Genomic DNA, 26,457 nt, shown 5'->3' with positions numbered 1-26,457 from the left:
TCCTACGCGTGGCGGAGGTCGATGCCCTTCGTCTCCGGCAAGATGTACATGCTGATCAGCGTCAGGATGCACATCGCGATCACGTAGGTGCCGGACGCCCACGACAGGTCGTGGGCCACGAACCACTGGAAGATGTAGGGCGCGGTGCCGCCGAACACTGCCACCGAGATGGAGTAGGCGAGACCGATGCTGCGCGTGCGCTGGTCGGTGGGGAAGACCTCCGACATGACCGGGGCGAGCAGCGCGCCGCCGGCGGCAACGGCAATGATCGCGAGGGTGGACGCGACGAGGAGGGTCCACGGGCGGGCGTCGATAAGGCCCATGAGCGGCAGCTGCAGGAGGGCCACCAGGATGGCGAAGGTGTACATGACGGGTTTGCGGCCGATCTTGTCGGACAGTGCGCCCCACATCGGCAGGGCGATCAGGCCGATCGCCTGCGCCACCACGGTGACCCAGTAGGCACCCTGCGTGGACATGCCCTGCTGTGAGATGGCGTAGGTGGAGACGTACGAGGTCCAGGTGTAGTGGGCGGCGGTCACGCCGGAGACCATGCCGATGACCAGGAGGACGTTGACCACAACGGGGCGGTGGTTGACGCGCTGCTCCACGGCCTCGTGCGCGCGCCGGTCGTCGTCCTCGTTGGCCACTGCCTCATCGAGCTCGGTGAAGTGGTCGGACTCCTTCATGTGGCGGCGCATGTACAGAGCAAAGACGGCAGCCAGGGCGCTGATCCAGAAGGGGATGCGCCAGCCCCAGGCGCCGATCTGCTCGTCGCTGAGCACGAGTGAGATGCAGCCGCCGATGACGTAAGCAATCACGGAGCCGCCGAAGATGGAGACGTAGACCAGCGACCCCCACTTGCCGCGCTTGGACGGCGGGGCGATCTCGGGGATGTAGCTGTTGGCGGCCGCGGACTCGCCGCCGTGGGCGAAGCCCTGGGCGACGCGAATGAGGAGCAGGCCGACCGACGCCCAGATACCGATGGTGTCGTAGGACGGGAGGAAGCCGATGAGCACAGATGCGACCGCCATCATGATGATGGTGATCATGAGGACCGCCTTCCGGCCCTTCTGGTCCGCGATGTGCCCGAAGACGATGCCACCGAGCGGGCGGACGAGGAAGCCGACGGCAAAAACGCCGAAGGTGGCCAGCAGGGCGGAGGTCTGGTCCGCTTTGTGGAACATCGCCGCCGCGATGAACGGGGCGAAGACGGCGTAGGAGCTCCACTCGAACCACTCGAGGACTTGGCCGATGAGGCTGGCGCCGAGCGACTTTCGGTCTGCGGGGTACTCGTGGTCCGGATGGTGCTCCGGTGCCACGGGCTGGGTCTGGGTGGTTGACACGAGGCCTCCCTAGTCTGTGGGTTGGATGGGTGTGAGCAGAAACTATAATCCAGGTCACTCTTTAGGGGCGGGAAACCTGGGTCTCACCAAAAAGAATTTATGCCCTGAATCACAAGCGGTGCGTTTGTCCAGGTAAGAGGCGTGGGCGGGGTGCCGCCACTGGCGTGTTGATGTGCGCATAGCGAACCCACGTGCATGTTACGCACCACTTTCGGGGGAAGTGACTTAGGGCTTCACTACGGGAAATAGTGGGATATATGCGATATTCCGAAAAACTCGTCGCACATCACACTTTGAAGTGCTTACAATGAGCGCACCGGAAACACACGTCTTGAGCGGGCCAAAGTTCAAAGGCAGTCCCGATTCTGGTGTTTTTAAGGAGGAAAATATGGTTGCTCTCAAACCAGAGGAACTCAGCACAGAAAGTCTCGCCGAGATTCTCGCCGCGGGTGGTCGCCCTGCGAACAGCGAGCGCGAGATCAAGATCATCGACACCACGCTTCGCGACGCCCACCAGTCCATCTGGGCGACGCGCATGCGCACCGAGCACATGCTGGAGATGCTCGACGACATCACCAACGCGGGCTTCGAGCACGTGGACCTCGTCGCGCCGATCCAGTTCGACGTGCCCGTGCGCTACCTCAGGGAGGACCCCTGGGAGCGTGTTCGCCTGGTCCACGAGAACGCGGCGCCGGGTACCAAGTTCCGCGCCATGGTGCGTTCCCGCAACCTCGCGTCGTTCGACTTCTTGCCCGACGACGTCATCCACGCGTGGGTCGAGCGCCTGTACGCCAACGGTTTCCGCGTCATCGGCGCGTTCGATGGCCTCAATGACATCGACAACATCGCCGACACGCTGATCCTGGCTAAGGAGCTCGGCGCGGAGACTTACGGGTGTCTGTCCTACTGCCTCAGCCCCGTGCACACCGACCAGCTCTACATTGACAAGGCCCAGGAGTTGGTGGAGCGCACCGACGTCGACCGCATCATGCTCAAGGATGCCGGTGGCCTGCTCACCCCGGACCGGATGAAGACGCTGATCCCGGCGATCCGCGGCGCGATTGGGAACGACCTACCGCTGGAGGTCCACACCCACTCGCTTACCGGTCTGTCGCCACTGACCTACATCTACGCCGCTGAGCTCGGAGTGGACTCCATCCACACCTCGACCGCGCCGTTGGCCAACGGCCAGGGCCAGCCCGCGACCCAGGCGCTCGCCCGCGATCTGCGCGCGCTCGGCTACACAATCAACATTGACGACGAGCGCGTGGACAACGTGAGCAAGAAAATCCAGGAGATCGCTGACCGGGAGGGCAAGCCCGTCGGCAAGCCTCGTGCCTTCGACGGCGTCCACTACATGCACCAGCTGCCGGGCGGCATGCTCACCAATTTTGAGTCCCAGCTGGAGACCGCCGGGCTGTCCGACCGCTTCGAGGACCTGCTCTACGAGACCGCGCGCGTGCGCGAGGAGCTCGCGTTCCCGATCATGATTACTCCGTTTGCGCAGTTCGTGGGAACCCAGGCCGTGATGAACGTGATCTCCGGCGAGCGCTACTCCGTGGTGCCTAACGAGATCAAGAAGTACGCACTCGGCCACTACGGCGAGCCGCTCGCGCCGATCGACCCGGATGCGCTGGAGAAGATTAAGGCGAACGGCTCGGCCGAGATCAAGGAAGGCCGTCCAAAGCTGGAGCCGGCACTTCCCGCGCTCAAGGAGCAGTACCCGGACGATGACATCGACACGATCCTGCTGCGCGCGAACATCCCGGGCAACAACGTGGACGAGATGAAGCGCTTCGTCGCCGAGGGGCGCGCCGGCCAGGGCGAGGGCGTGCCTGGCGGCGAGCTGACCAAGCTGGTCCAAAAGATCTACGACACCACTAATTCAGGCGAGTTCCACCTCAAGACCGACGACCTCGAAATCAACCTCACCAAAAAAGGAGACAAGTAACCATGTCTGAGACCACCAACTTCAACGAGCTGAAGTCCCTCCTGGATTGGGTCAACCAGTCCGGCGACATCGAAGAGCTGAGCATCAAGTACGGAGACATCGAGCTCGCCCTTTCCAAGACCCCCGGCGGGCTGAGCCACCTCAAGGCTGCCCCTGCTCCGGCCCCGGCAGCGCCCGAGGCTGTACCGGCTGCACCCGCTCCGGCACCAGCTGCACCGGCCGTGGAGGAAACGCCCGCACCGAAGGCTCCGGAACCCGCTCCGGCACCGGCTGCGTCCGAGGCCCCGGCCGACGGCGTCGAGATCACCGCGCCGATGGTGGGCACCTACTACGCGGCTCCGAAGCCTGGCGCTGACCCGTTTGTGAAGGTTGGTGACGAGGTTGAGGTCGGCCAGGTGCTGTGCATCGTCGAGGTGATGAAACTGATGAACAACATTGAGGCGAAGGTCGCCGGCACCGTCAAGCAGATCCTTGTGGAGAACGAGGAGGCTGTCGAGCACGGCCAGACCATCATGATCATCGAGCCCAAGTAAGCACACCCACAACCCCTAGAAAGGTGAGGAGTCCCAATGTCTGAGTTGTTGGGGAGCGTACTCATTGCCAACCGCGGTGAGATCGCACTTCGCATCATCCGTGCCTGCAAGGAGCTCGGTATCAAGAGTGTCTTGGCGTATTCCGAAGGCGACCGCGATTCGCTTCCGGTGAAGGAAGCCGACAAAGCCGTGTGCATCGGCCCGGCGAACGCCGCCAAGAGCTACAACAGCCCGGAGCTCGTCGTCTCCGCCGCGATGGCGTACAAAGTCGACGCGATCCACCCCGGCTACGGCTTCCTCTCCGAGAAGGCCGACTTTGTCAAGATGGTCGAGGACGAGGAGATCGGCTTTGTCGGCCCGTCGTCCGAGCACATCCGCCGGATGGGCGACAAGATTGAGGCGAAGCGTATCGCGCAGAGCGCGGGCGTGCCGACGGTGCCCGGCTCCGACGGCGTCGTGACCGAGTTCGACGAAGCGCTCGAGGTGGCCAAGCAGACCGGCTTCCCGCTGCTGATCAAGGCGGCGGCCGGCGGCGGTGGCCGAGGTATGCGCGTGGTGGAGTCTGAGGACACGCTGGAGAAGGACCTCAACGAGATCATGAACGAGGCCCAGTCCGCGTTCAACGACTCGTCGGTCTACATCGAGCGCTTCCTCACAGACATCCGCCACATCGAGATCCAGGTGCTCGCGGACGGCGAGAACGCGATTGCGCTCGGTGAGCGCGACTGCACCTCGCAGCGCCGCAACCAGAAGCTCATCGAGGAAGCCCCGTCGCCCGCGATCGACGACGAGCTCCGCGCCGGCCTCCAGGAAGCCGCGATCAACCTCTGCAAGGAGGTCGGCTACAAGAACGCCGGCACGGTGGAGTTCGTGTTCGACAACATCGAGCGCAAGTACTACTTCATCGAGATGAACACCCGCATCCAGGTGGAGCACCCGGTCACCGAGATGATCACCGGCGTCGACCTCATCCAGGAGCAGCTGCGCATCGCCTCCGGGCAGAAGCTGCGCCTGACCCAGGACGATGTGCAGATCCGCGGCCACGCCATCGAGTGCCGCATCAACGCGGAGGACCCGAATGAGAACTTCGCGCCGCGCCCGGGCAAGATCGAAAACTACCGCGCGCCGGGCGGGTTCGGGGTGCGCATGGACACGCACATCGAGTCCGGGTACACCATCCCGCCGTTCTACGACTCGATGGTGGGCAAGCTCATCTGCTGGGCGGAGGACCGTGACGCCGCGATCGAGCGCACTCTGCGCGCCCTCGACGAGCTGACCGTCGACGGCGTTGTCACCACCGGCCCGTTCCAGGCCTACCTGCTCAACAGCGAGCAGTTCCGCAGCGGTGACATCAACACCGGCTACGTGGCGAAGGTCCTCGAGTCGGTCAACGAGATCCCCACTGAGGAGTAACACCCCGCAGCGCCTGTAAGGAGGGCACAGAATGTTGGTCGTCGTGGCCATGATGGTCGGGGCGATCGTCCCCGTGCAAACCGCGATTAATACCCGGCTTCGGCAAAGCGTGGGATCGCCGATCGGCGCAACATTCCTTTCGTTCATCCTTGCAGTTGCCGCGTCCTGCGTCATCGCGCTTTTTGCCACACGCACCCTGGTCCCGGACCTGGCACTCGCCGCGTCTGAGCCGTGGTGGGTGTGGCTCGGTGGCTTTATGGGCGTGATGTTCATCGCCGGCAACATCGTGCTCTTTCCGGAGCTCGGCGCCGTCCAAACCACCATCCTTCCCATCCTGGGGCAAGTGCTCATGGGGCTGCTTATCGACGCCACCGGGCTCTTCCGCTACCCCCAAACCCCCGTCGGACCACTCAGGCTCCTGGGCGCGCTGCTCGTGCTTTTCGGCATCGCGATGGTCCTGGAGATCGGGCGCGGAGTCCCGCTGCGCGGCACCGCCCGGGGGCTCCGCGCCTGGTTGCTGCGCGGCTTCGGCGTCCTCATGGGCATGGGCTCTGCGACCCAAACCGCGGTCAACGGCTACCTGGGCAAGGCGCTGCACAGCCCGATCCAGGCCGGGCAGATCTCGCTCGCCGTCGGCCTCATCCTGCTTTTCGCCATGGTCCTCCTGATTCCCGCGCCTCGTCGCGCCGTAGCTTCAGGCGTCGCCCCGGGGCCGTGGTGGATGTGGCTCGGGGGAGTGCTGGGCGCCCTCTTTGTCTTTGGCGGCGCGAGCTTGTCGCCTCTCTTGGGCGCCGGCACTACCGTCATCGGCTCGCTGGTTGGCATGATCATCTGTGGTCAGGTGCTCGAGTCGCTCGGCATCGGGGGAGGCTCGAAGGGGATGCCCACGCCCTTTAGACTTGCCGGCCTGGCCATCGTGCTCGTCGGCGTAGCAATGGTTCGACTGCTCTAAAGATTCCCCCGAACGCACCGGCGACATCCCGTCCGTCAAGCTCACATGCAGTGCTTGCAAGGGTAGGAAGGACTACAAATCGGAGCTCATGGACGGGTCGAAGCAGGCTGGCATCATTATTGGTGTGATTGTCGCCGTGCTCAGCGTCGTTGCTTCTGCTGCAGGCCCGGCCTTGCAGCAGTTCCTGTAGCTGAAGAATGGCTCGCCGCCTAGAACCTGAGAAAACTGCGCAATGCGCAGTTTTCTCAGGTTTGCTTATGAGGTCTGTCGCCAGCGCTCGAGCGTAAGCGTGGGGGAGAGAGAGCGTGACACGCAGGTGGTGAACGCGCCCTTCTCGTGGCGCTCTTCGGTGAACACGCTGTCGCGGTGGTCGGGGATGCCGTCGATCACTCGCATCACGCAGGTGCCGCACGTGCCTTCCGCGCACTGGGACAGGATGGGCACGTCCTCATCCTCGAAGACGTCAAGGACGGATTCGCCCTCGGGGATGTGGTACGTCTCGCCGTTGAAAATGACGTCAAAAGCGCCGTCGGCGTCATGGTTCCCGGCGAGAGTTTCCTTGGTGGGGCGGTAGGTCTCGAAGTGGATGTTGTCCCGGGGGAGTGTGGCCGACGCAGTTTCGATCACGCCGTCCATGAAGCCGTGGGGTCCACACACGTACAAGTGTGTGTCCTCCGCCGGGACTGCTGCATCTGCGAGCGCTTCTCTGATGTAGCCGGCCTGTTTGTCACGTTCGCCCGAAGCGAAGATACTCTTCGTCTGGCCGTGCAGATAGGTGTCGATGAGGTGGCGCATCAGCGCGCGTTCCTCGCTTGAAGCGAAATACAGCACCGAGTAGTCGGCGTGTTGGATCTGGAGTTCTCGTGCCAGCGAGAAGATTGGGGCGATGCCCACCCCGGCACCGACGAGCACAGACCGCTTCGCGTCTTTGGCCAGGGGGAAATTGTTGCGGGGTGGGCGGATGCGGAGGGTGTCGCCGACCTCGATGCGGTGGATTGCCGCAGAGCCGCCCTTGGAACCGGCTTCGCGCTTGACCTCAATGCCGTAGGCGCCCTCCTTGTCACCCAGGTAGTGGGTGGGGAAGAGGGAGAATTGGCGCACAAGTTCCTCGCCATCGGGGGTGCGGAGGAGGAAGTCGGCGTGGCAGCCCGGCTCGTAGCCGGGAAGTGGGGCGCCGTCCTGCGTTTCAAACGTGATGAGCGCGATGCCGTGTGCCCGCTCGACACCGGTGACGGTGAGTTCGATGATGTCTCCGCTACCGCGTCGTTCCGTCTTCGTGGCGCGCCGGGATTCCAGTGCGGCTTCTCGGTCGGCTGCGTTTGGGTCTGCTTTCTTCTTTTTTCCTCCAAAAAACGCTGTAAATCTGCCGATGCCAGTGTCGTTTCCCATGGTGGACTCCGTCGAAAAGCGAATAGAAAATGTGTAATCCAAAAAGGGCGCCAAATTGGTTGCCGGACCCGTTCTGTAATGGATAGTATAAAACCACGCAAAAAGTGACCGGCAATACACCACTGCATGACTATCGGATAGGTAACATGCGCGGGTGGAAGGCGGTTACTATCACTCTATTTGCGGCAAGCGAACCAACCCAGCCGCCCGCAAGGGGCGGCGCAAAAGTGCAGAGAAACGGGATGACGATGACTGCCAGCACAGATGTCCGCGAGGAGCATCAGTATCAAAATCCGGTGCGCCCGGAGATTCTCCCCATGTCGGACAATCCTTACGAGGACTTCCGCTACTTCTACCGCGACGGGATGCCGCTGCGGCCGGCACCGAAGCGTCGCGTGAAGCGCCCCGGCTGGTCGAAGCTGCGCCACAACCTCTTTGACCGGTGGCACACGGTGGCCGACACCTGGGAGGGCTACGACAGCTTCCAGACCAAACTGCTGGATGATCACATGTGGCAGACCGACGAGACTGGCTCGAAGCTGGCGGAGGCGTTTAAGCGCGATGGCGCCGAGAAGTCCCGCGCGGACTTCGAGCAGGCGCTCAACAGCGGAATCGACACTGTGGCCGACCCGTCGCCGGAGCTCGTGGAGTTCTTCGCCGAGGTAGACAACATCCCGGAGTGGATCGACCTCGAGGCCGCGGAGCGTGGCCGCATCGCCTACTACAACGTGACGCCGTCGGCAGAGCTGCTCTCCATCGGATTCGCCTACTGGGCCACCACGATGGAGGACCGCACTTCCGCGGCGACGGGCGAGACAGCGATGTTTGAGATCGAGTCCTTCACTCGCATCATCGAGACGGTGAAGTTCTTCGTTGACCTGGGCAAGAAGGGCGTGTTCGACCGCTACAGTGACGGCCTCAAAGCAGCGGTGCGCGTGCGCCTGCTGCACGCGCAGGCAAACCGAGGCCTGGAAAAGCTGTGGGGTCCTGAGCACTACAACGAATTCGGTCGCCCGATCGGCTCCTCCTTCCTCGTCTCCGGCGAAGGCTGGTTCGCCCTCATGCCGATCGGGGTTGACGAGTTCTTCGGGCGCCCACACACGGGCGAGGAGTGGGACGACGTCGCCATGTACTGGGCGTGGGTCCTGCACCTCATGGGCGCCGAGGAGCGTCTGATCCCGAAGACGGGCGACGAGATGCGCAAGATGACCGACTTCATCTACGCCAACGGCGGCTACTCCTCCGATTACCACGTGCGCGTCGCCACCGCGCTCATGGGCATTCTGGAAGACCTTGATCCGAAGATGCCGGGGCAGGTGCTCGGTGCGCTGTCGCTGATCATCGGCGACGAGGACACGAAGTTCATGGTCAAGGGGTCGCGCTTTGAAGGGACCCCGTACCTGCACTGGAAGATCGCATTCCTGCTCAAGGCGAAGTCCGAGGCGGTCATCTACCGCCTGCTGGACAAGCTCCCGGGCGCGCAGGCCAAGAAGGCCAAGAAGGCCGGAGACGGCAAGCCGCCGTGGTCTGACGTTTTCCAGCAGATCGAGGACTACGTGGCCGAGAAGGCCCCGGACGTCAAGGCCGAGTACAAGCTGCACGACACATCCAAGGAAGGCCTGCGCTAACCCCGCGCTGCCACACCCAACTACAAGGAGACCCATCATGACCCAGACCTTTACTGAAAACCCGCTCGCGCAGGACCACTACGACCGCTCCGAGTGGCCGTCGGCGCGCGGCGACCGTGACGATTTCGCTGCAAAGTTCGGCGAAGCCCGCGCGCAGTGCTTTGAGCAGGCGTTTTGGGCGACCGATCCCATTGCGGATGCGCTGTTTACCAGCGGCCACAAGAGCAAGGAGATCATGCCGAACCTGCGCGAGGCACTCGCACGCGGCGAGGCGACCGATGCCACGCTGCCCGAGGTCAAGGCGCTTATCGACGACATGAACGCGGCCCTCGACGGCGTCGACTGGGAGCGCCTCGAGCGCGGGCAGCAGGCGGCGCTGGCGATCCCGGTGCTTGCGCAGAACCTGTCGCTCGGGCCGGGTGCGCTGATCCACACCTACATCACCCCGTCGATTGCAAACGTCCTGGTGAACACTGGCGAGCTCACCGAGGGCGCCGTGCACCGTCTGGCGTACACCACCAACTGGATCTACTCCGTCTACCTGAAGGACGGGCTGAAGCCGGGCAACGTCAGCTACGTCCACACCGGCATGGTGCGCGCGATGCACGCCCACGTCCGCCGGGTGCAGGGCCAGCTGGGGCTGGACTACGCGGAGTGGGGCCGCCCGATCAGCGAGTTCGACATGCTCCGCACCTGGTTCGACTTCACCTACATCGCGTTCACGTACCTGCGGAACCTGGGTTACAGGCTGACGGTGGAGGAGGAGCAGGACCTGTTCTACCTGTGGAAAGTCGTGGGCATCATGCTCGGCATTCCGACCGACCTGCTGGACAATGAGACGGACATCGACGCCTCCCAGGCAACGATCGACGCGATTCACGCCGTCGACGGCGAGCCGAACGATGCGTCCCGCGCCCTCATCGACGCGCTCTTTAACGGCTTCCGCACCAACGTCAAGGCCATGCTGCCGTTCCCGGACGAGTCCATCGATGACTGGATGTACACCGCGACCCGTCTCATGCACGGCGACGAGATTGCGGACCAGTTCAACGTCCCGCAGCCCGTTTCCCGCCCGTTCGTCGAGCTCGACCTGCCGCTGGTGCAGCAACGATTCGACCTGCTGCGCGCGAACCCCGAAGCGCTGGAGAAGGAAGTCGCGCAGAACCACCAGGCGCTTCTCGACGCCCTCACGCAGGACACCTCCTACATGTCCCAGGACGAAGGCGTAAAGATGAGCGACGGGGCTTACAGGCCCGGCGCGTAGTGGTAGAGTTCACAAACAGCACGAGAAAGTAATCTACGAGAGGAAAATAGGACACGATGTCTAACCCGTACCGCGTACAGAACCCGATGACCAACGAGGTCGTCGAGACGTTCGATCACCCCACGGACGAGCAGGTGCAGGAGATCCTGGCCAAGTCCGACGAGGCGTTCCAGTCCTGGCGTCACACGTCGTACGAGGAGCGTGCGGCGATCGTCGGCAAGGCTGCGCAGCTGCTCAAGGAACGGAAGAACGAGCTGGCCAAGATCATGGCTGAGGAGATGGGCAAGTCGGTCCCGGAAGGCGAGTGGGAGGCCGACTTCTCCGGCGACATCCTGCAGTTCTACGCCGACCACGCGGCCGAGCACTGCGCTGACCAAAAAGTCGACGTCCCGGGCGGCAAGGCAGTAGTCCGCCGCCTCCCGCTGGGCACCCTGCTCGGCATCATGCCGTGGAACTTCCCGATCTACCAGGTGGCTCGCTTCGCCGGCCCGAACCTGATGAACGGTAACTGCATCCTGCTCAAGCACGCAGAGATCACCCCGAAGTCCGCCGCGGCGTTTGAGGCGATCCTCAAGGAGGCGGGCCTGCCGGACGGCGTGTTTACCAACGTGTACGCCTCCCACGACCAGATCGAGACCATCATCGCGGACCCGCGCGTCCAGGGTGTTTCCCTGACTGGTTCCGAGCGTGCCGGCGCGAAGGTCGCGGAGACCGCGGGCAAGAACCTGAAGAAGGTCGTCCTGGAGCTTGGCGGTACCGACCCGTACGTCATCCTGGACTCCGCCGACATCAAGACTGCCGCGCAGGATGCGTGGGCGAAGCGCGTGCAGAACGCGGGCCAGGTGTGTACCTCCAACAAGCGCATCATCGTCATGGAGGACATCTACGACGAGTTCGTCGACGAGATGGTGAAGATTGCGGAGTCCTACAAGAAGGGTGACCCGTCCAACCCGGGCGAGAACGAGTACTACCCGATGTCTTCCCGCAACGCCGCGGAGCTGCTGGACGACCAGGTCAAGCGCGCCGTCAAGGCGGGTGCGACGCTGCGCACCGGCGGCGAGCTGGACGACACCACCGCGTACTACTCCCCGGCAGTGCTCACCGACCTCCCGGTCGGCTCTGACGAGTACTACGAGGAGTTCTTCGGCCCGGTCGCTGAGATCTACAAGGTCTCGTCCGAGGAGGAAGCGGTGGCGCTGGCCAACAACTCCCGCCAGGGCCTGGGTGGCGCAGTGTTCTCCGAGGACACCGACCGTGCGATCAAGGTCGCGGACCAGATCGACACCGGCATGATCCACGTCAACCTCGGCCAGTACTTCTCCGCCGTGCTGCCGTTCGGTGGCGTGAAGCGCTCCGGCTTCGGCCGCGAGCTGTCCGTGTTCGCGCTCGATGAGTTCGTGAACAAGCAGTACCTCTACGTGAACGACTAACAAGTTCACAGACTCGCGCGTTGTCGCTCGCAGGCGGCGCGCGGGGCGAGGGTGAAGCCCCAGATTGCGCAGCGCAAGCGCGGTCTGGGGCTTCACCTGTCACACCGGTAACAGGTAAAGTCGGTCCGGTGATCAAATTCTCCAACGTCACCAAGGTTTACCCCACGTCGACCCGGCCTGCGCTGGACGACGTGTCGTTCACGATCGGAGACGGGGACTTCGTCTTCCTCATCGGCCCGTCCGGCTCCGGTAAATCCACCTTCCTGCAGCTGATGATCCGGGAGGAGAACGTCTCTTCCGGAGACATCTATTTCAACGACTTCCACGTCAACGAGCTGCGCGGCAAAGAGGTGAACAAGCTGCGCCAGTCCATCGGCTACGTCTTCCAGGACTTCCGGCTGCTGCCCAAGCTCAGCGTGTACGACAACGTCGCGTTCGCGCTGGAGGTGATTGGCAAATCGAAGGAGCGCATCAAAAAGCTGGTGCCGGAGGCGCTCGAGCTAGTCGGTTTGGATGCCAAGGCGAACCGCATGCCGCACGAGCTGTCTGGCGGTGAGCAGCAGCGTGTGGCGATTGCGCGCGCTTTCGTCGATAAGCCTGCGCTCATGCTTGCCGACGAGCCCACGGGCAACCTCGACCCTGCGACCGCCGATGGGATCCTGGCGCTGCTCTCGCGCATCAACCGGATGGGGACCACCGTGGTGATGTCCACGCACAACGCCCGCGCGGTGAACGACATGCGCAAGCGCGTGATGGAACTCGATTTGGGCCGACTCGTGCGCGACGACGAGCACGGCGTGTACGGAAACGTGAGGGGATAGCTGTGAACTGGAATTTCATTTTCCGCGAAGGATTCCGCGGGCTGGGGCGCAACGTCACCATGACCATTGCTCTGATCATCACGACCGCCTTGTCGCTGGTGCTCGTCGGAGCGGGCATCTTGATTTCGCAGGCGACGAGCGAGACGAAGGACCTGTACCTGGACCGCGTCGAGGTCATGGTGGAGCTGGACGAGGACATCTCCGCAAACGACAAGGACTGCTCATCCGACGCCTGCAAGGAGGTGCGCGACGCGCTGCAGGGGGATAGCGGGGTAGAGCAGGTAACGTTCCGCTCTCGCGAGCAGTCGTACGAGCGGTTCAAGGAGCTGTTCGAGGAGTCCGAGCCGGACCTGGTGCGCGAGACGACCCCGGACGCGCTGCCGGCGGCGCTGCACGTGCGCCTGGCGGATCCGGCGGATACCTCACCGATTGAGAAGATCTCGTCGATGCCGCAGGTGACCGTCGTGACGGACCAGGCGGACACGGTGCGCGAGGCGGCCGGCACGATGGATACGTTCCGTAACGTGACCTTCACCGTTGCCGCGGCGCAGGCGCTGGCGGCGATCTTCCTCATTGTGAATATGGTGCAGCTCGCCGCGTTCAATCGCCGCGACCAGATCGGCATCATGCGCATGGTCGGCGCGTCCCGCTGGTTCACGCAGGCGCCGTTCGTGCTGGAGGCGCTGATTTCCGTGTTCGTGGGCGCGGTGCTGGCAACGATTCTCACGTGGGTGGCAAAGCGCTCCATCGTCGATCCGATGCTGGGCGACCTGTACTCGTCGTCGCTGATCGCGCGCGTGCCGGACTCCGCGGTGTGGACCGTCATGCCGCTCGTGGGGCTCGGCGCCATGGTCGTCGGCGCGGTGGCGGCGCAGGTGGCACTTCGTTCTTACGTGCGTAAGTAGTACACTTGTTGCTCCTATGGCCAAGAAGAGTAAAAAGAAGAAGCTGAGCAACACCGGTGTCCTCGCGACCAACCGGAAAGCTCGGCATGACTACACCATCTTGGACACCTGGGAGACTGGCATCGTGCTCTACGGCACGGAAATCAAGGCCTTGCGCGAGGGCAAGGTCTCGCTGGTCGAGGCCTTCGCCACCATTGATAACGGCGAGGTCTGGCTGCGCAATATGCACATTCCCGAGTACTCGCGCGGCCACTGGACCAACCACCCGCCGCGCCGCACCCGCAAGCTCTTGCTGCACCGCCGCGAGATCGACTCGCTGGAGGGCAAGATTCGCGACGGCAACCGCACCCTCATTCCGCTGTCCCTGTACCTCAAGGACGGCCGCGCGAAGCTGGAGCTCGGCCTGGGGCAGGGCAAGCAGGACTACGATAAGCGGCGTTCCATCAAGCGTCGCACCGAGGACCGCGAGATCGCCCGCGACCTGGGCCGCAAGTTCAAGGGGATCAAGGCTTAGCCTCTTCACGCTACGGTGGTGCCCATGAAGACTGTACTGATTACCGGCGCGTCCCGCGGCATCGGCCGTGCGATCGCCGAGGAGCTTGGCAAGGACCACCACATCATCGCGGGTGCGTCGCGCGATGCCTCCGAGGTTGTCCGCGCGCTGCCAAGCGCGGAGCCCTTCGAGGTGGACCTTACCGATACCGAGGCGCTCATTCGCGCCGCCCGCGCCATCGAGCAAGTCGACGTGCTCGTCCACGCGGCCGGAGTGCTGCACAAGGCCCCCTTCACCGAGCTCACCGAGGCGCAGTGGCGGGAGTCGATGGAGGTCAATGTCCACGCGCCCATCACCCTCACCAGGGAATTGCTGCCCGCTTTACGACGCTCACGTGGACTCCTCCTCACCATCAACTCAGGCGCCGGCTTCTTCGGTGTTCCCGAAAACTCCGCGTACTGCGCGTCAAAGTTCGCGCTCCGCGGCTTCACCGACGCGCTGCGCCTGGAAGAAGCCGGCGCCATCCGCGTCACCTCCTTGCACCCCGGGCGAACGAACACGGACATGATCGCAGCTCCGCAGCACGGTGATGCCCCGAAGATGGCGGCGACCTCGGTGGCCAAGGCCGCGCGCCTCGCCATCGACGCCGGCCCCGATGCGGTGGTGGACTTCCTCCGGATCACGCCGACCGGCCTGGAATAGGCGCCGGGTGCTTGCAGTTGAAGAGGGGGAGAGGTAAAGTTACTTCTCCTACGGTTCCCGTAGTTGACAAGGGGTCGATTCAGGTTTCGACTTCATCGACTTAGCCAGGGGAAGCGTGCCGGTGCAGGCTGGAGACCACCGTAAGCGTCGCAGCAACCAATAAACGCAGAGAAGAACTCTCAGCGTGACTTCGCCCTCGCTGCCTAAGAGCTAGCGACCGCGAGTCTGTCAGGCCGGGGACGTCCCCGACCCGGTACCTGGCATCGACTTAGGGGACTCGCCTCCCGGGCTTGTGAGTGGGCCTTTGGGAGGGACGCTTCACACTTACTGGGCTCATCATCCGGACATGTCCGCCTGATCCGGAGGGCCGAGCAGAGGTAGCGCGCGGACTGCGCACGGAGAAGCCCTGGCGCGGTGATGAAGGACCCGGGTTCAATTCCCGGCGGCTCCACCGAATGGGAAATCCCGGCGAGTAGTTTTTGAACTGCTCCCCATTAGTTGGACTGAGAAATCAGTTACCGACTAGTGGGGAGTAGTTTTCTTTGAGAGCACGAAGTTCGCTAAGTGAGCGGCAGCGCGAGCAGTTGGTTGAGCTTTTCGAGCAAGGCATGGGCTCTATAGCCGCTGCCAATGCTCTGGGTGTCTCCAAATACGCCGTCCGTACGTTGTACCGTCGGTTTCAGCTGCATGGCAGGCTATGTCTTGTGGAGAAACCGACAAAGCAGCAGTACTCGTTCGAGATCAAAAAGGAAGTTGTCCAACGCCACCTTGCTGGCGAGACAAGAATGGATCTTGCCCATGAGTTTGGCCTGTCGTCAGACCAACTCGTCAAAGACTGGGTGTGGAAATGGCGCAAAGGTGGCGATGAGGCACTAAAACCGAAGCCGAAAGGCAGGCCCAGAGGCTCGGCCGTCCCGAAGCGGCTTAGCGAGGAAGAGCAGCTGCGCCGTCAGATCGCGCGGTTGGAAGCGGAAAACGCTTATCTAAAAAAATTGCGGGACTTGAGGAATCAGGGACGCGCCTGAAAGTCCAGGCGATCGTCATTCTCAAGTCGCACCACCGCTTGGAATACCTCCTAGAGGCAGCTGGTATCCCACGGTCGACATTCTTCTACCACCAGAAACGACTCAGCCAACCGGATAAGCACGCCGCGCTTAAAGATGCGATTCGGGAAAGCTTCGAACGTAACAAGCATCGCTACGGCTACCGGCGAGTACTACTCGATCTGCGTAACCAGGGCTGGGTGGTCAACCACAAGCTCGTCTACAAACTCATGCGCGAGATGGGGCTGCGAGCCAAGGTCCGCCAACGCAGGCCTTATGTTTCCTACGCTGGGACGATCAGCCACATCGCCGACAACACACTCGACCGCAAGTTCACCCCGGATAAGCCAAACACCGTCTTTGTCAGCGACGTCACCGAGTTCAGGGTCCAAGGCCGCAAGGTGTATTTGTCACCGGTGATGGACTTGTTCGACCGCTCCATCGTCGCTCACACCGTGGCCACATCGCCGTCGACAGCCTTTACCGCCGATTCTTTATCCAAGGCGATCGCGGCGTGTGCGCCTGAACCCGGGTGGATGATGCACACCGATCAAGGCTTCCAGTACCAGCATGCCTCCTGGCGTGACCTGATCGGCGACAACGGTGGTGTGCAGTCGATGTCGCGTAAAGCCAACTGCTACGACAACGCGGTCATGGAGAACTTCTTTGGACACTTGAAGACAGAGATGTACCACGGTGAAGTCTTCGACACCGTCGCAGAGTTCAACCAGGCGATCGATGAGTACATCGGGTGGTACAACACCGAACGCATCCAACAACGACTCAAGGGCCTGACCCCGATGCAATATCGGAATCAGACCCTTGAACCCCTAACCGCTTAGAATTAAACCAGTCCAACTTTCGGGGGCTAGTTCATTTTACTCGCCGGGATTTTCTTTTTACCCCCGGCGGGGAATTTGGAAACATGTGTGTAGTGTAATTATGTGCCGCTGCGGGGGTGAGGGTTGCCTAACTTTTCCCGCTGCCCTAGTTTTTGTCAGGTAACCCTATCCTTACTTATTTGAAAAAGGAGTACGTGTCCATGCACCGACACCCCCGCACCGCGCTCGCCGCGGTCGTTACCGCCGCAGCCCTGACGATTACGGGTTGTTCTGGAGCTGAAGAATCGACGGGCGGGGAGGGCGACGCGGCGTCGACAAGCGATACTGCCCAGGCGGAAAATGCCGTGACCGTGGAGGACAACTACGGCTCGAAGGAAGTGCCGAGCCCGCCGAAGCGTGTCGTTGCGCTGGATAACCGCTCTTTTGAGCTGCTGGACCAGTGGGGCGTCAAGCCCGTGGCCGCGGCGCGAGCACTGGTGCCGGTGAGCATTCCGGGGATTGCGGATGACAAGGAAATCATCGACATCGGCAATCATCGCGAGCCCAACCTGGAGGCGATTGTGGCGGCTGAGCCAGACGTCATTGTCTCTGGCCAGCGCTTCGAAAAGTACGACCAGGACATTGAGAAGCTTGCCCCTGACGCTGTGCTCGTCGACTTCGAGCCGCGCGAGGGCGAGAGCCTCGACGCCGAGCTGATCCGTCAGACCGAGGCGCTCGGCGCCATCTTTGGCAAGGAGGCTGAAGCAGAGCAGACCATTCAGGACTTCAAGGACGCGCTCGAGCGTGCGAAGAAGGCCTACAACCCGGAGCAGAAGGTCATGGCCGTCAACGTCTCCGGCGGCGAGATTGGCTACGTTGCGCCAAGACTTGGGCGTGTGTGGGGCCCGCTGTTTGACCTGCTTGGCATGACCCCGGCGCTCGAGGTGGACAACGCATCCGACGACCACCAGGGCGATGACATCTCCGTCGAGGCTATTGCCGATGCAAACCCGGATTGGATCCTTGCGCTCGACCGCGACGCCGCGATCAAGACGGAAGACTCGCCGGCTGCACTCAGCGTGCTTGCCGATTCCGCCGCGCTGCAGAACGTGAAGGCCATTCAGGAGGATCACGTATATGTCGCACCGAATGACACGTACACTAACGAGTCGATCATCACGTACACCGAGATCCTTAACGAGCTCGCCGAGAATTTTGAAGCCGCGTAGTTAATGACAGCACCGCACCAGACCGACACCCCCACCCGCCCCGCGCTTTTGAATTGGAAGCTCGGGGTGGGTGCGGGTGTCGTGGTATGCCTGCTACTTGCGTCGCTGGCAGTCGGCCAGTACGACATTTTGGGCACTGACGACGGGTGGAAGATGTTTCAAACCACCCGCGTGCCCCGCACCATCGCGCTCCTGCTCGCTGGTGCAGCTATGGCGATGAGCGGGCTGATCATGCAAATGCTCACCCAAAACCGATTCGTCGAGCCAACCACCACGGGTACCACCGAGTGGGCAGGGTTGGGGCTGTTGGCTTCCTACGTGTTCGTACCGGATGCCTCGATTATTGTCCGGATGCTTATCTCCGTGGTCTTTGCCTTCGTGGGAACCATGGTGGTTTTCGCATTCCTGCGTCGTGTCACGCTGCGCTCGAGCCTGATCGTGCCGATCGTGGGCATCATGCTCGGCGCCGTGGTCAGCTCCATCTCGACGTTTTGGGCACTGCAGACGGACCTACTGCAGTCACTCGGCGTGTGGTTCGCAGGGTCGCTCACCAGCGTAATCGCTGGCCAATACGAGGTGTTGTGGGTAGTGCTGCTGGTGGTTGTCGCCGTGTTCTTCTACGCGGACCGGCTCACCGCTGCCGGCCTCGGCGAGGACATTGCCACCAACATCGGGTTGAACTACAACCGCATCGTCCTTGTTGGCACGGGCCTCGTTGCAATCGCTGCGGGCTTGGTCACCGTTGTTGTGGGGAATCTTCCTTTTTTGGGACTGATCGTGCCCAACATCGTGAGCATGGTGCGTGGCGACGACCTCCGGTCCAATCTGCCATGGGTCTGTCTGCTTGGCGTCGGCATTGTGACCGCGTGTGACCTGTTGGGACGCACGATTATTGCGCCATTTGAGATGCCGGTGTCCGTGATTCTCGGCGTGGTTGGGGCAATCGTGTTCGTCGCGCTGATTGTGAGGCAAACGCGACGTGGATAGATCGAACCAGGTGAACGATGCAGGGGCAAGTAGGGGGATCGGCGCGTTTCAGACGTCGACAAGCAAAAAGCGCTATTGGCTGGTGCTTGGCGGGCTGCTGCTCGCCGCACTGCTGTTTACCTTCGGCCTTATTGGCTACGACAACCCAATGGATTTCGGCTCGCGCGGCTATTGGCTCATCGCCGAGCGCCGTTCAAACGCTGTGGTGGCCATGCTCATCGTCGCCGTGTGCCAGGCTGCGGCGACCGTTGCCTTCCAAACGGTGACGAATAACCGTATTCTTACCCCCTCGATCATGGGGTTCGAGTCGCTCTACATCGCGATTCATACCGCCACCATTTACTTCTTTGGCGCTGCGGGGCTGGCGAACGCGCACACGCTGCAGATGTTTGTGGTGCAGCTCGTGCTCATGGTTGGGCTGTCGTTGGTGCTGTACTCGTGGCTGCTCACCGGCGACGGTAGGAACATGCACGCCATGCTGCTGGTTGGCATTGTCATTGGCGGGGGATTGGGCAGCGTCTCTACGTTTATGCAGCGCATGCTGACACCGAGCGAATTCGACGTGCTCACCGCGCGACTCTTCGGCTCCGTCAACAATGCGGACCCCGCCTACTATCCGCTGGCAGTGCCGCTGGTCGTCGTGGCAGTGGCGTTGCTGGCGCTGAACTCGCAGCGACTCAACGTTCTGGGACTGGCGCGTGACGTGGCGCTGAACCTCGGCGTGAACCACAAGGCGCACGCTGTGTTTACCCTGGTGCTGGTTTCCGTACTGATGGCGGTATCGACCGCGCTGGTCGGCCCGATGACGTTCTTGGGATTTTTGGTAGCCACGCTGGCGTACCAGTTCACCGACACCTACGACCACCGCTACATTTTCCCGATGGCCATGGTGCTGGGCTACTGCATCTTGGCCGGCGCGTACTTTGTTATGAACCACGTCTTCTACGCACAAGGCGTGGTGTCCATCATCATTGAGCTCGTCGGGGGCATCACCTTCTTGGTGGTCATCCTAAGGAAGGGGCGCTTGTGATTACGCTCAGCAACGTCAGCAAGGCGTACAACGAGGACGTGGCCATTGGGCCAGTTAACATCCAGATCCCGGCCGGTGGCATCACGGCACTGGTCGGACCGAATGGCGCGGGGAAGTCCACCCTGCTGACCATGATTGGGCGGCTGCTGTCGATTGATTCTGGCACTGTCGAGATCGGGAGCATGGAAGTGACCAGCGCAAAGTCGAAGGACCTGGCAAAGATTATCTCCATCCTGCGCCAGGAGAACCACTTCGTCACACGTCTGACCGTGCGCCAGCTCGTTGGCTTTGGTCGTTTTCCGTACACGCATGGCCGCCTGAACGACGAGGACGAGGAGATCATCTCCAAGTACATCGATTTTTTGGGACTCCGCGACCTCGAAGAGCGCTACCTTGACCAGCTTTCCGGTGGCCAGCGCCAGCGCGCCTACGTCGCGATGGTCCTGTGCCAAGAGACGGACTATGTGCTTCTCGACGAGCCACTGAACAACCTCGACATCGCCCACTCCGTGGAGATGATGAAGCACCTGTACTCGGCGGCCAAGGAATTCGGACGCACCATCATCATCGTGCTGCACGACATCAACTTCGCCGCGCGCTACGCCGACTACATCTGCGTGGCGAAGGACGGACAGATTGCCGCCTTTGGCACGCCGGACGAGATCATGCGCGACGAGTTGTTAACCCAAATTTTCAATACGCCGGTGAAAGTGATCGAAGGGCCCCATGGGCCATTGGCGACGTACCACTAATCGGCGTATGCGCTATAACTCTTCACTTAGGGCTTGGAAAAATACTCGTTGTGCTGGGGGTTTGCGTGTTTGTGTTGTTCGTGGTTAAGTATTTCCTCGTTGCCGAGAGCGAGTGAGTCGCTCGGAGGGAACGAGATAATTTCACAGAGTTGCGGGCTTGGTTGCTTGAGTTTGGTTGAGATTTTCCTCGATTTTGACTTTTGTTTACCTTGTGTGTAACGTTGTTTTCCGCTGCCGAGCACTGATTGGTTGTGTTTGACTGGTTGGTCTGGTGTGCGTGTGTTGTTTGAGAACTCGATAGTGTGCCAATGTACTTTTGTTTGTGGATTGGTTGCGTGCCTGTGTTGTGCTGGCTGCACGTTTTGTGTGGTTGGTGTGTGCCGGTGGCGCTGCTTGTGAACCTCTAGTTGCAGGTGGTGTTTGCTGGTTATGGTGCGTGATTTGATTCGCGTTTTGTAACTATATTTTTTGTTGTGTCGGCCTGTTTTTGCCCCGTCGGGTTGGGTCGGCATGAGAAGGTAATTTGAGGATTTGCCAGTCCTGCACTGCATTTGGTTGTGGTGTGGGTTGGTTTGTTTTTGGTTAGGTTTGGGCTTTTCACGGCCTTTGTTTCTTGCTGAAACTTTTTGTGGAGAGTTTGATCCTGGCTCAGGATGAACGCTGGCGGCGTGCTTAACACATGCAAGTCGAACGGAAAGGCCCTGCTTGCAGGGTACTCGAGTGGCGAACGGGTGAGTAACACGTGGGTGATCTGCCCTGTACTTTGGGATAAGCCTGGGAAACTGGGTCTAATACCGAATATGACCACTTCTTGGATGGGGTGGTGGAAAGCTTTTGCGGTATGGGATGAGCTCGCGGCCTATCAGCTTGTTGGTGGGGTAATGGCCTACCAAGGCGTCGACGGGTAGCCGGCCTGAGAGGGTGTACGGCCACATTGGGACTGAGATACGGCCCAGACTCCTACGGGAGGCAGCAGTGGGGAATATTGCACAATGGGCGCAAGCCTGATGCAGCGACGCCGCGTGGGGGATGACGGCCTTCGGGTTGTAAACTCCTTTCGCAACCGACGAAGCTTTTGTGACGGTAGGTTGAGAAGAAGCACCGGCTAACTACGTGCCAGCAGCCGCGGTAATACGTAGGGTGCGAGCGTTGTCCGGAATTACTGGGCGTAAAGAGCTCGTAGGTGGTTTGTCGCGTCGTTTGTGGAATACCGCAGCTTAACTGCGGGGTTGCAGGCGATACGGGCATAACTTGAGTGCTGTAGGGGAGACTGGAATTCCTGGTGTAGCGGTGGAATGCGCAGATATCAGGAGGAACACCGATGGCGAAGGCAGGTCTCTGGGCAGTAACTGACGCTGAGGAGCGAAAGCATGGGGAGCGAACAGGATTAGATACCCTGGTAGTCCATGCCGTAAACGGTGGGCGCTAGGTGTGAGTCCCTTCCACGGGGTTCGTGCCGTAGCTAACGCATTAAGCGCCCCGCCTGGGGAGTACGGCCGCAAGGCTAAAACTCAAAGGAATTGACGGGGGCCCGCACAAGCGGCGGAGCATGTGGATTAATTCGATGCAACGCGAAGAACCTTACCTGGGCTTGACATACACTGGATCGGGCTAGAGATAGTCTTTCCCTTTGTGGCTGGTGTACAGGTGGTGCATGGTTGTCGTCAGCTCGTGTCGTGAGATGTTGGGTTAAGTCCCGCAACGAGCGCAACCCTTGTCTTATGTTGCCAGCATTTGGTTGGGGACTCATGAGAGACTGCCGGGGTGAACTCGGAGGAAGGTGGGGATGACGTCAAATCATCATGCCCCTTATGTCCAGGGCTTCACACATGCTACAATGGTCGGTACAACGCGTGTGCGATCCTGTGAGGGTGTGCTAATCGCTGAAAGCCGGTCGTAGTTCGGATTGGGGTCTGCAACTCGACCCCATGAAGTCGGAGTCGCTAGTAATCGCAGATCAGCAACGCTGCGGTGAATACGTTCCCGGGCCTTGTACACACCGCCCGTCACGTCATGAAAGTTGGTAACACCCGAAGCCCATGGCCCAAACTTGTTAGGGAGTGGTCGAAGGTGGGATCGGCGATTGGGACGAAGTCGTAACAAGGTAGCCGTACCGGAAGGTGCGGCTGGATCACCTCCTTTCTAAGGAGCTTTTTATTGTTGTGCCCACGGTTGTGGGTTGGTGGTTGATGTCGCCTAAGGTGTGACTGCCACGTATTTGTTTTGTATAAATTCCGGGTGGATGCGCACCGGCAGGGTTGGATGCTTCTGCTTTGTGTGGCGCGGGTGTGTGACCAAGTGTTCCGCAAACATGGTTTTGGGTATGTTGGCATGCTGTTGGGTGTCTGGGGCAGCACATGGCCTGCGCACGACGTTTATGTTGTGTGTGGTTGTGGTTGTCTTGTTGGCCTGCACGTGAATGATCACTGCGCTGTTTGTGGTGTGTGGTTGTTGTGGTGTGGGTGTGTTGTGTGAGAACTGTATAGTGGACGCGAGCATCTTTCTTCTTTGCCGCATCCTTGTGCGCATGTTTGTGTGTGCTTGGGGTGTGGTGTTGTGAAGGATTTTTTGTTTTGTAAGTTTGCAAGACTGTTTTTGTGTTTTGTGTATCTGAGCATGCGCCGCCCGTTGTGTGGTGGTGTGTGTTTGTGTGTGTTGGATAATTGTTTGGTTATTCAGGGCGTACGGTGGATGCCTTGGCATGCTGAGCCGATGAAGGACGTGTGAGGCTGCGTTATGCCTCGGGGAGTTGTCAACAAAGCGTTGATCCGAGGATGTCCGAATGGGGGAACCCAGCACCGGTTGTGTGGTGTTACCTGCAGATGAATGCATAGTCTGTGTGGAGGTTGACGCGGGGAAGTGAAACATCTCAGTACCCGTAGGAGAAGAAAACAATTGTGATTCTGCTAGTAGCGGCGAGCGAACGTGGATGAGGCTAAACCATGTGCGTGTGATACCTGGCAGGGGTTGCGTGTGTGGTGTTGTGGGGTGCAGTGTTTCTGGGCTGCTGACCAGGAGCGTGCGCGTGCGTGTTAGCGGAAGCATCTGGGATGGTGCGCCGGAGTGGGTGAGAGTCCTGTACGTGAAGGCGTGTGCGTGTGTGTTGTTGTTGCCCCGAGTAGCAGCGGGCTCGTGGAATCTGCTGTGAATCTGCCGGGACCACCCGGTAAGCCTAAATACTCAGTGTGACCGATAGTGGATAGTACCGTGAGGGAATGGTGAAAAGTACCCCGGGAGGGGAGTGAAAGAGTTCCTGAAACCGTGCGCTTACAATCCGTCAGAGCACTTCTTGTGTGTGATGGCGTGCCTTTTGAAGAATGAGCCTGCGAGTCAGCGGCATGTCGCGAGGTTAACCCGTTAGGGGTAGTCGTAGCGAAAGCGAATCCTCATTGGGTGTTGTTAGTGGCATGTCCTGGACCCGAAGCGGGGTGATCTACCCATGGCCAGTGTGAAGCAGCTGTAAGAGGTTGTGGAGGCGCGAACCCACGTAGGTTGAAAACTGCGGGGATGAGTTGTGGGTAGGGGTGAAAGGCCAATCAAACTCCGTGATAGCTGGTTCTCCCCGAAATGCATTTAGGTGCAGCGTTGTATGAGCTTGCCGGAGGTAGAGCTACTGGTTGGTTGAGCGGGACTATCATCTTAGCAACATCAGCCAAACTCCGAATGCCGGTGTAAGTGTTGTACAGCAGTGAGACTGTGGGGGATAAGCTTCATAGTCGAGAGGGAAACAGCCCAGATCGCCGGTTAAGGCCCCTAAGGGTGTACTAAGTGGAAAAGGATGTGGGATCGCGAAGACAGCCAGGAGGTTGGCTTAGAAGCAGCCATCCTTGAAAGAGTGCGTAATAGCTCACTGGTCGAGTGGTTCCGCGCCGACAATGTAGTGGGGCTCAAGTACACCGCCGAAGCCGCGGCAACAATGTTTTGTTGGGTAGGGGAGCGTCGTGCATGGTGTGAAGCAGTACCGTGAGGGGTTGTGGACTGTGTGCGAGTGAGAATGCAGGCATGAGTAACGAGTGTAAGGTGAGAATCCTTACCGCTGGATGACTAAGGGTTCCTGGGTCAAGTTCGTCTTCCCAGGGTGAGTCGGGTCCTAAGGCGAGGCCGACAGGCGTAGTCGATGGTCAACGGGTTGATATTCCCGTACCCGTGTGTGTGCGTCAAGTGATGAAGCGGTGATACTAACCACCCTGATCGCTGGCCATGGGGTAACTTTGTTGCCCTGGGTTGGTGTGATGCGTGGGGCCTGAGTCGTTGTAGTCAAGTGATGGGGTGACGCAGTGTGGTAGCCAAGCCACTTATTGGATTGTGGTGTAAGCGTGTGGCACGACGGTGTGTGAAATGCCATCGTTTTTGTGTGTGAGGCGTGATGCGTAGCCCTTTTTTGGGTGATGTTGGTGATCCTGTGCTGTCGAGAAAAGCCTCTAGCGAGTGTGCATACGGCCCGTACCCGAAACCGACACAGGTGGTCAGGTAGAGAATACTAAAGCGGTCGGGTGAACTGTGGTTAAGGAATTCGGCAAAATTCCCCCGTAACTTCGGGAGAAGGGGGACCTGTGCTGGTAGCTGCATTGTCGTGTGGTGTGCTGGTGTGGGTCGCAGAGAAGAGAGGGGAGCGACTGTTTATCAAAAACACAGGTCCGTGCGAAGACGGTTAAGTTGATGTATACGGACTGACGCCTGCCCGGTGCTGGAAGGTTACGAGGACCTGTTAGATCTTTTTTGGGTCGAAGCGGAGAATTTAAGCCCCAGTAAACGGCGGTGGTAACTATAACCATCCTAAGGTAGCGAAATTCCTTGTCGGGTAAGTTCCGACCTGCACGAATGGCGTAACGACTCCCCTGCTGTCTCAACCACAGGCCCGGTGAAATTGCAGTACGAGTAAAGATGCTCGTTTCGCGCGGCAGGACGAAAAGACCCCGGGACCTTCACTATAGCTTGGTATTGGCATTCGGTGCGGTTTGTGTAGGATAGGTGGGAGACTGTGAAGCATTGACGCTAGTTGGTGTGGAGTCGTTGTTGAAATACCACTCTGACCGTAGTGGATATCTAACCTTGGCCCATGATCTGGGTTGGGGACAGTGCCTGGTGGGTAGTTTAACTGGGGCGGTTGCCTCCCAAAATGTAACGGAGGCGCCCAAAGGTTCCCTCAGCCTGGTTGGCAATCAGGTGTTTAGAGTGTAAGTGCACAAGGGAGCTTGACTGTGAGACTTACAAGTCGAGCAGGGACGAAAGTCGGGACTAGTGATCCGGCACCTACTTGTGGATGTGGTGTCGCTCAACGGATAAAAGGTACCCCGGGGATAACAGGCTGATCTTCCCCAAGAGTCCATATCGACGGGATGGTTTGGCACCTCGATGTCGGCTCGTCGCATCCTGGGGCTGGAGTAGGTCCCAAGGGTTGGGCTGTTCGCCCATTAAAGCGGCACGCGAGCTGGGTTCAGAACGTCGTGAGACAGTTCGGTCTCTATCCGCCGCGCGCGTTGAAACTTGAAGAAGGCTGTCCCTAGTACGAGAGGACCGGGACGGACGTACCTCTGGTGTGCCAGTTGTTCCGCCAGGAGCATTGCTGGTTGGCTACGTACGGGAGGGATAACCGCTGAAAGCATCTAAGCGGGAAGCCTGTTTTGAGATGAGGTTTCTTAGGCGCCCAGGAGATGACTGGGTTGATAGGCCAGATCTGGAAGCATCGTAAGGTGTGGAGGTGACTGGTACTAATCCGCCGTTGATCAAACACTTTTGCACACACGTGGATACACTTGTGGTGTTGTAGG

Annotated in this window: 20 protein-coding genes, 2 rRNA genes and 1 other RNA gene; 19 read left to right on the top strand and 4 right to left on the bottom strand. The window is 60.4% G+C overall.

All coding sequences use genetic code 11. From position 1 onward, the window contains the following. Window positions 1-2: 2 nt before the first annotated feature. Window positions 3-1,319, bottom strand: coding sequence for an MFS transporter (locus CKJ84_RS04225; RefSeq protein ID WP_095546404.1), 1,317 nt, complete (start codon window positions 1,317-1,319; stop codon window positions 3-5). Window positions 1,320-1,731: 412 nt separating this feature from the next. Between CKJ84_RS04225 and CKJ84_RS04220 the strand changes: the two genes are divergently transcribed. From CKJ84_RS04220 to CKJ84_RS04205, 4 genes are read left to right on the top strand one after another with little or no spacing between them, the layout of a single operon-like run. After that, a complete protein-coding gene (locus CKJ84_RS04220) occupies window positions 1,732-3,294 on the top strand; it encodes a pyruvate carboxylase (RefSeq protein ID WP_095536360.1) in 1,563 nt (520 codons plus the stop codon). Window positions 3,295-3,296: 2 nt separating this feature from the next. Next, window positions 3,297-3,827: an acetyl-CoA carboxylase biotin carboxyl carrier protein gene (accB, locus tag CKJ84_RS04215; RefSeq protein WP_095278943.1), complete on the top strand. Its 531-nt coding sequence runs from the start codon at window positions 3,297-3,299 to the stop codon at window positions 3,825-3,827. A 36-nt stretch (window positions 3,828-3,863) separates the two neighbouring features. Next, window positions 3,864-5,240, top strand: coding sequence for an acetyl-CoA carboxylase biotin carboxylase subunit (accC, locus tag CKJ84_RS04210; protein WP_095278944.1), 1,377 nt, complete (start codon window positions 3,864-3,866; stop codon window positions 5,238-5,240). Window positions 5,241-5,271: 31 nt separating this feature from the next. Further along, window positions 5,272-6,192 (top strand): DMT family transporter, encoded by a 921-nt coding sequence (locus tag CKJ84_RS04205; RefSeq protein WP_095546033.1) that lies wholly within the window; start codon window positions 5,272-5,274, stop codon window positions 6,190-6,192. Window positions 6,193-6,447: 255 nt separating this feature from the next. Here CKJ84_RS04205 and CKJ84_RS04200 read toward each other — a convergent pair whose 3' ends face one another. Continuing rightward, window positions 6,448-7,581, bottom strand: coding sequence for a PDR/VanB family oxidoreductase (locus tag CKJ84_RS04200; protein ID WP_095546032.1), 1,134 nt, complete (start codon window positions 7,579-7,581; stop codon window positions 6,448-6,450). Window positions 7,582-7,829: 248 nt separating this feature from the next. On the opposite strand from CKJ84_RS04200, the gene CKJ84_RS04195 reads away from it, so the two are divergent. The 8 genes from CKJ84_RS04195 (at window position 7,830) to ssrA (ending at window position 15,278) form a co-directional block, all read left to right on the top strand. Continuing rightward, window positions 7,830-9,209, top strand: a complete 1,380-nt coding sequence (locus CKJ84_RS04195) for an oxygenase MpaB family protein (RefSeq protein WP_233125480.1) — start codon at window positions 7,830-7,832, stop codon at window positions 9,207-9,209. A 37-nt stretch (window positions 9,210-9,246) separates the two neighbouring features. Then, window positions 9,247-10,473: an oxygenase MpaB family protein gene (locus CKJ84_RS04190; RefSeq protein WP_095546031.1), complete on the top strand. Its 1,227-nt coding sequence runs from the start codon at window positions 9,247-9,249 to the stop codon at window positions 10,471-10,473. A 56-nt stretch (window positions 10,474-10,529) separates the two neighbouring features. Continuing rightward, window positions 10,530-11,903 (top strand): NAD-dependent succinate-semialdehyde dehydrogenase, encoded by a 1,374-nt coding sequence (locus CKJ84_RS04185; protein ID WP_095546030.1) that lies wholly within the window; start codon window positions 10,530-10,532, stop codon window positions 11,901-11,903. Window positions 11,904-12,031: 128 nt separating this feature from the next. Then, complete coding sequence (gene ftsE / locus CKJ84_RS04180) at window positions 12,032-12,724, top strand: cell division ATP-binding protein FtsE (RefSeq protein ID WP_095278949.1); 693 nt, start codon at window positions 12,032-12,034, stop codon at window positions 12,722-12,724. Between the two features lie 2 nt (window positions 12,725-12,726). Further along, window positions 12,727-13,629, top strand: a complete 903-nt coding sequence (ftsX, locus tag CKJ84_RS04175) for a permease-like cell division protein FtsX (RefSeq protein WP_095278950.1) — start codon at window positions 12,727-12,729, stop codon at window positions 13,627-13,629. Window positions 13,630-13,645: 16 nt separating this feature from the next. Beyond that, entirely contained in the window at window positions 13,646-14,143 is a 498-nt protein-coding gene (gene smpB, locus CKJ84_RS04170; protein WP_095278951.1) for an SsrA-binding protein SmpB, read from the top strand. Window positions 14,144-14,167: 24 nt separating this feature from the next. Continuing rightward, the gene (locus tag CKJ84_RS04165; protein WP_095546029.1) at window positions 14,168-14,824 is read left to right on the top strand and encodes an SDR family oxidoreductase; all 657 of its coding nucleotides are present in this window, start codon (window positions 14,168-14,170) and stop codon (window positions 14,822-14,824) included. 70 nt (window positions 14,825-14,894) lie between these two features. Beyond that, window positions 14,895-15,278: a transfer-messenger RNA gene (ssrA, locus tag CKJ84_RS04160) on the top strand. Between the two features lie 106 nt (window positions 15,279-15,384). On the opposite strand, the gene CKJ84_RS12590 is transcribed toward ssrA, so the two are convergent. Further along, window positions 15,385-15,513, bottom strand: a complete 129-nt coding sequence (locus CKJ84_RS12590) for a hypothetical protein (RefSeq protein ID WP_255407227.1) — start codon at window positions 15,511-15,513, stop codon at window positions 15,385-15,387. Between CKJ84_RS12590 and CKJ84_RS04155 the strand changes: the two genes are divergently transcribed. The 5 genes from CKJ84_RS04155 (at window position 15,460) to CKJ84_RS04135 (ending at window position 20,686) form a co-directional block, all read left to right on the top strand. After that, a protein-coding gene (locus CKJ84_RS04155) for an IS3 family transposase (protein WP_369801163.1) occupies window positions 15,460-16,709 on the top strand; the annotation gives its coding sequence in 2 pieces (ribosomal slippage) (window positions 15,460-15,808 and window positions 15,808-16,709; 1,251 coding nt in all). The genes CKJ84_RS12590 and CKJ84_RS04155 overlap by 54 nt on opposite strands. Before the next feature lie 200 nt (window positions 16,710-16,909). Continuing rightward, complete coding sequence (locus CKJ84_RS04150; RefSeq protein ID WP_095546028.1) at window positions 16,910-17,917, top strand: siderophore ABC transporter substrate-binding protein; 1,008 nt, start codon at window positions 16,910-16,912, stop codon at window positions 17,915-17,917. A 3-nt stretch (window positions 17,918-17,920) separates the two neighbouring features. Beyond that, a complete protein-coding gene (locus CKJ84_RS04145; RefSeq protein ID WP_095546027.1) occupies window positions 17,921-18,904 on the top strand; it encodes an ABC transporter permease in 984 nt (327 codons plus the stop codon). After that, window positions 18,897-19,934: an iron chelate uptake ABC transporter family permease subunit gene (locus tag CKJ84_RS04140; RefSeq protein WP_233125479.1), complete on the top strand. Its 1,038-nt coding sequence runs from the start codon at window positions 18,897-18,899 to the stop codon at window positions 19,932-19,934. Before CKJ84_RS04145 ends, CKJ84_RS04140 begins: the two co-directional genes overlap by 8 nt. Further along, the gene (locus CKJ84_RS04135; RefSeq protein ID WP_095546025.1) at window positions 19,931-20,686 is read left to right on the top strand and encodes an ABC transporter ATP-binding protein; all 756 of its coding nucleotides are present in this window, start codon (window positions 19,931-19,933) and stop codon (window positions 20,684-20,686) included. Before CKJ84_RS04140 ends, CKJ84_RS04135 begins: the two co-directional genes overlap by 4 nt. Window positions 20,687-20,712: 26 nt before the next feature. Here the strand turns inward: CKJ84_RS04135 and CKJ84_RS12010 are convergent, their stop codons facing one another. Beyond that, entirely contained in the window at window positions 20,713-21,198 is a 486-nt protein-coding gene (locus CKJ84_RS12010; protein ID WP_143340307.1) for a hypothetical protein, read from the bottom strand. A gap of 113 nt (window positions 21,199-21,311) precedes the next feature. On the opposite strand from CKJ84_RS12010, the gene CKJ84_RS04130 reads away from it, so the two are divergent. After that, window positions 21,312-22,828: ribosomal RNA gene (locus CKJ84_RS04130) — 16S ribosomal RNA — on the top strand. Between the two features lie 522 nt (window positions 22,829-23,350). Beyond that, window positions 23,351-26,421: ribosomal RNA gene (locus CKJ84_RS04125) — 23S ribosomal RNA — on the top strand. Together the 16S and 23S rRNA genes form the textbook arrangement of a ribosomal RNA operon. The last annotated feature ends 36 nt before the right edge of the window (window positions 26,422-26,457 follow it).

This window comes from Corynebacterium sp. NML 120412, from assembly GCF_002285155.1.
Classification (GTDB): domain Bacteria; phylum Actinomycetota; class Actinomycetes; order Mycobacteriales; family Mycobacteriaceae; genus Corynebacterium; species Corynebacterium gottingense.
Note: the sequence above shows the minus strand (reverse complement) of the source record. Positions and strands in the feature narration are given on the sequence as shown.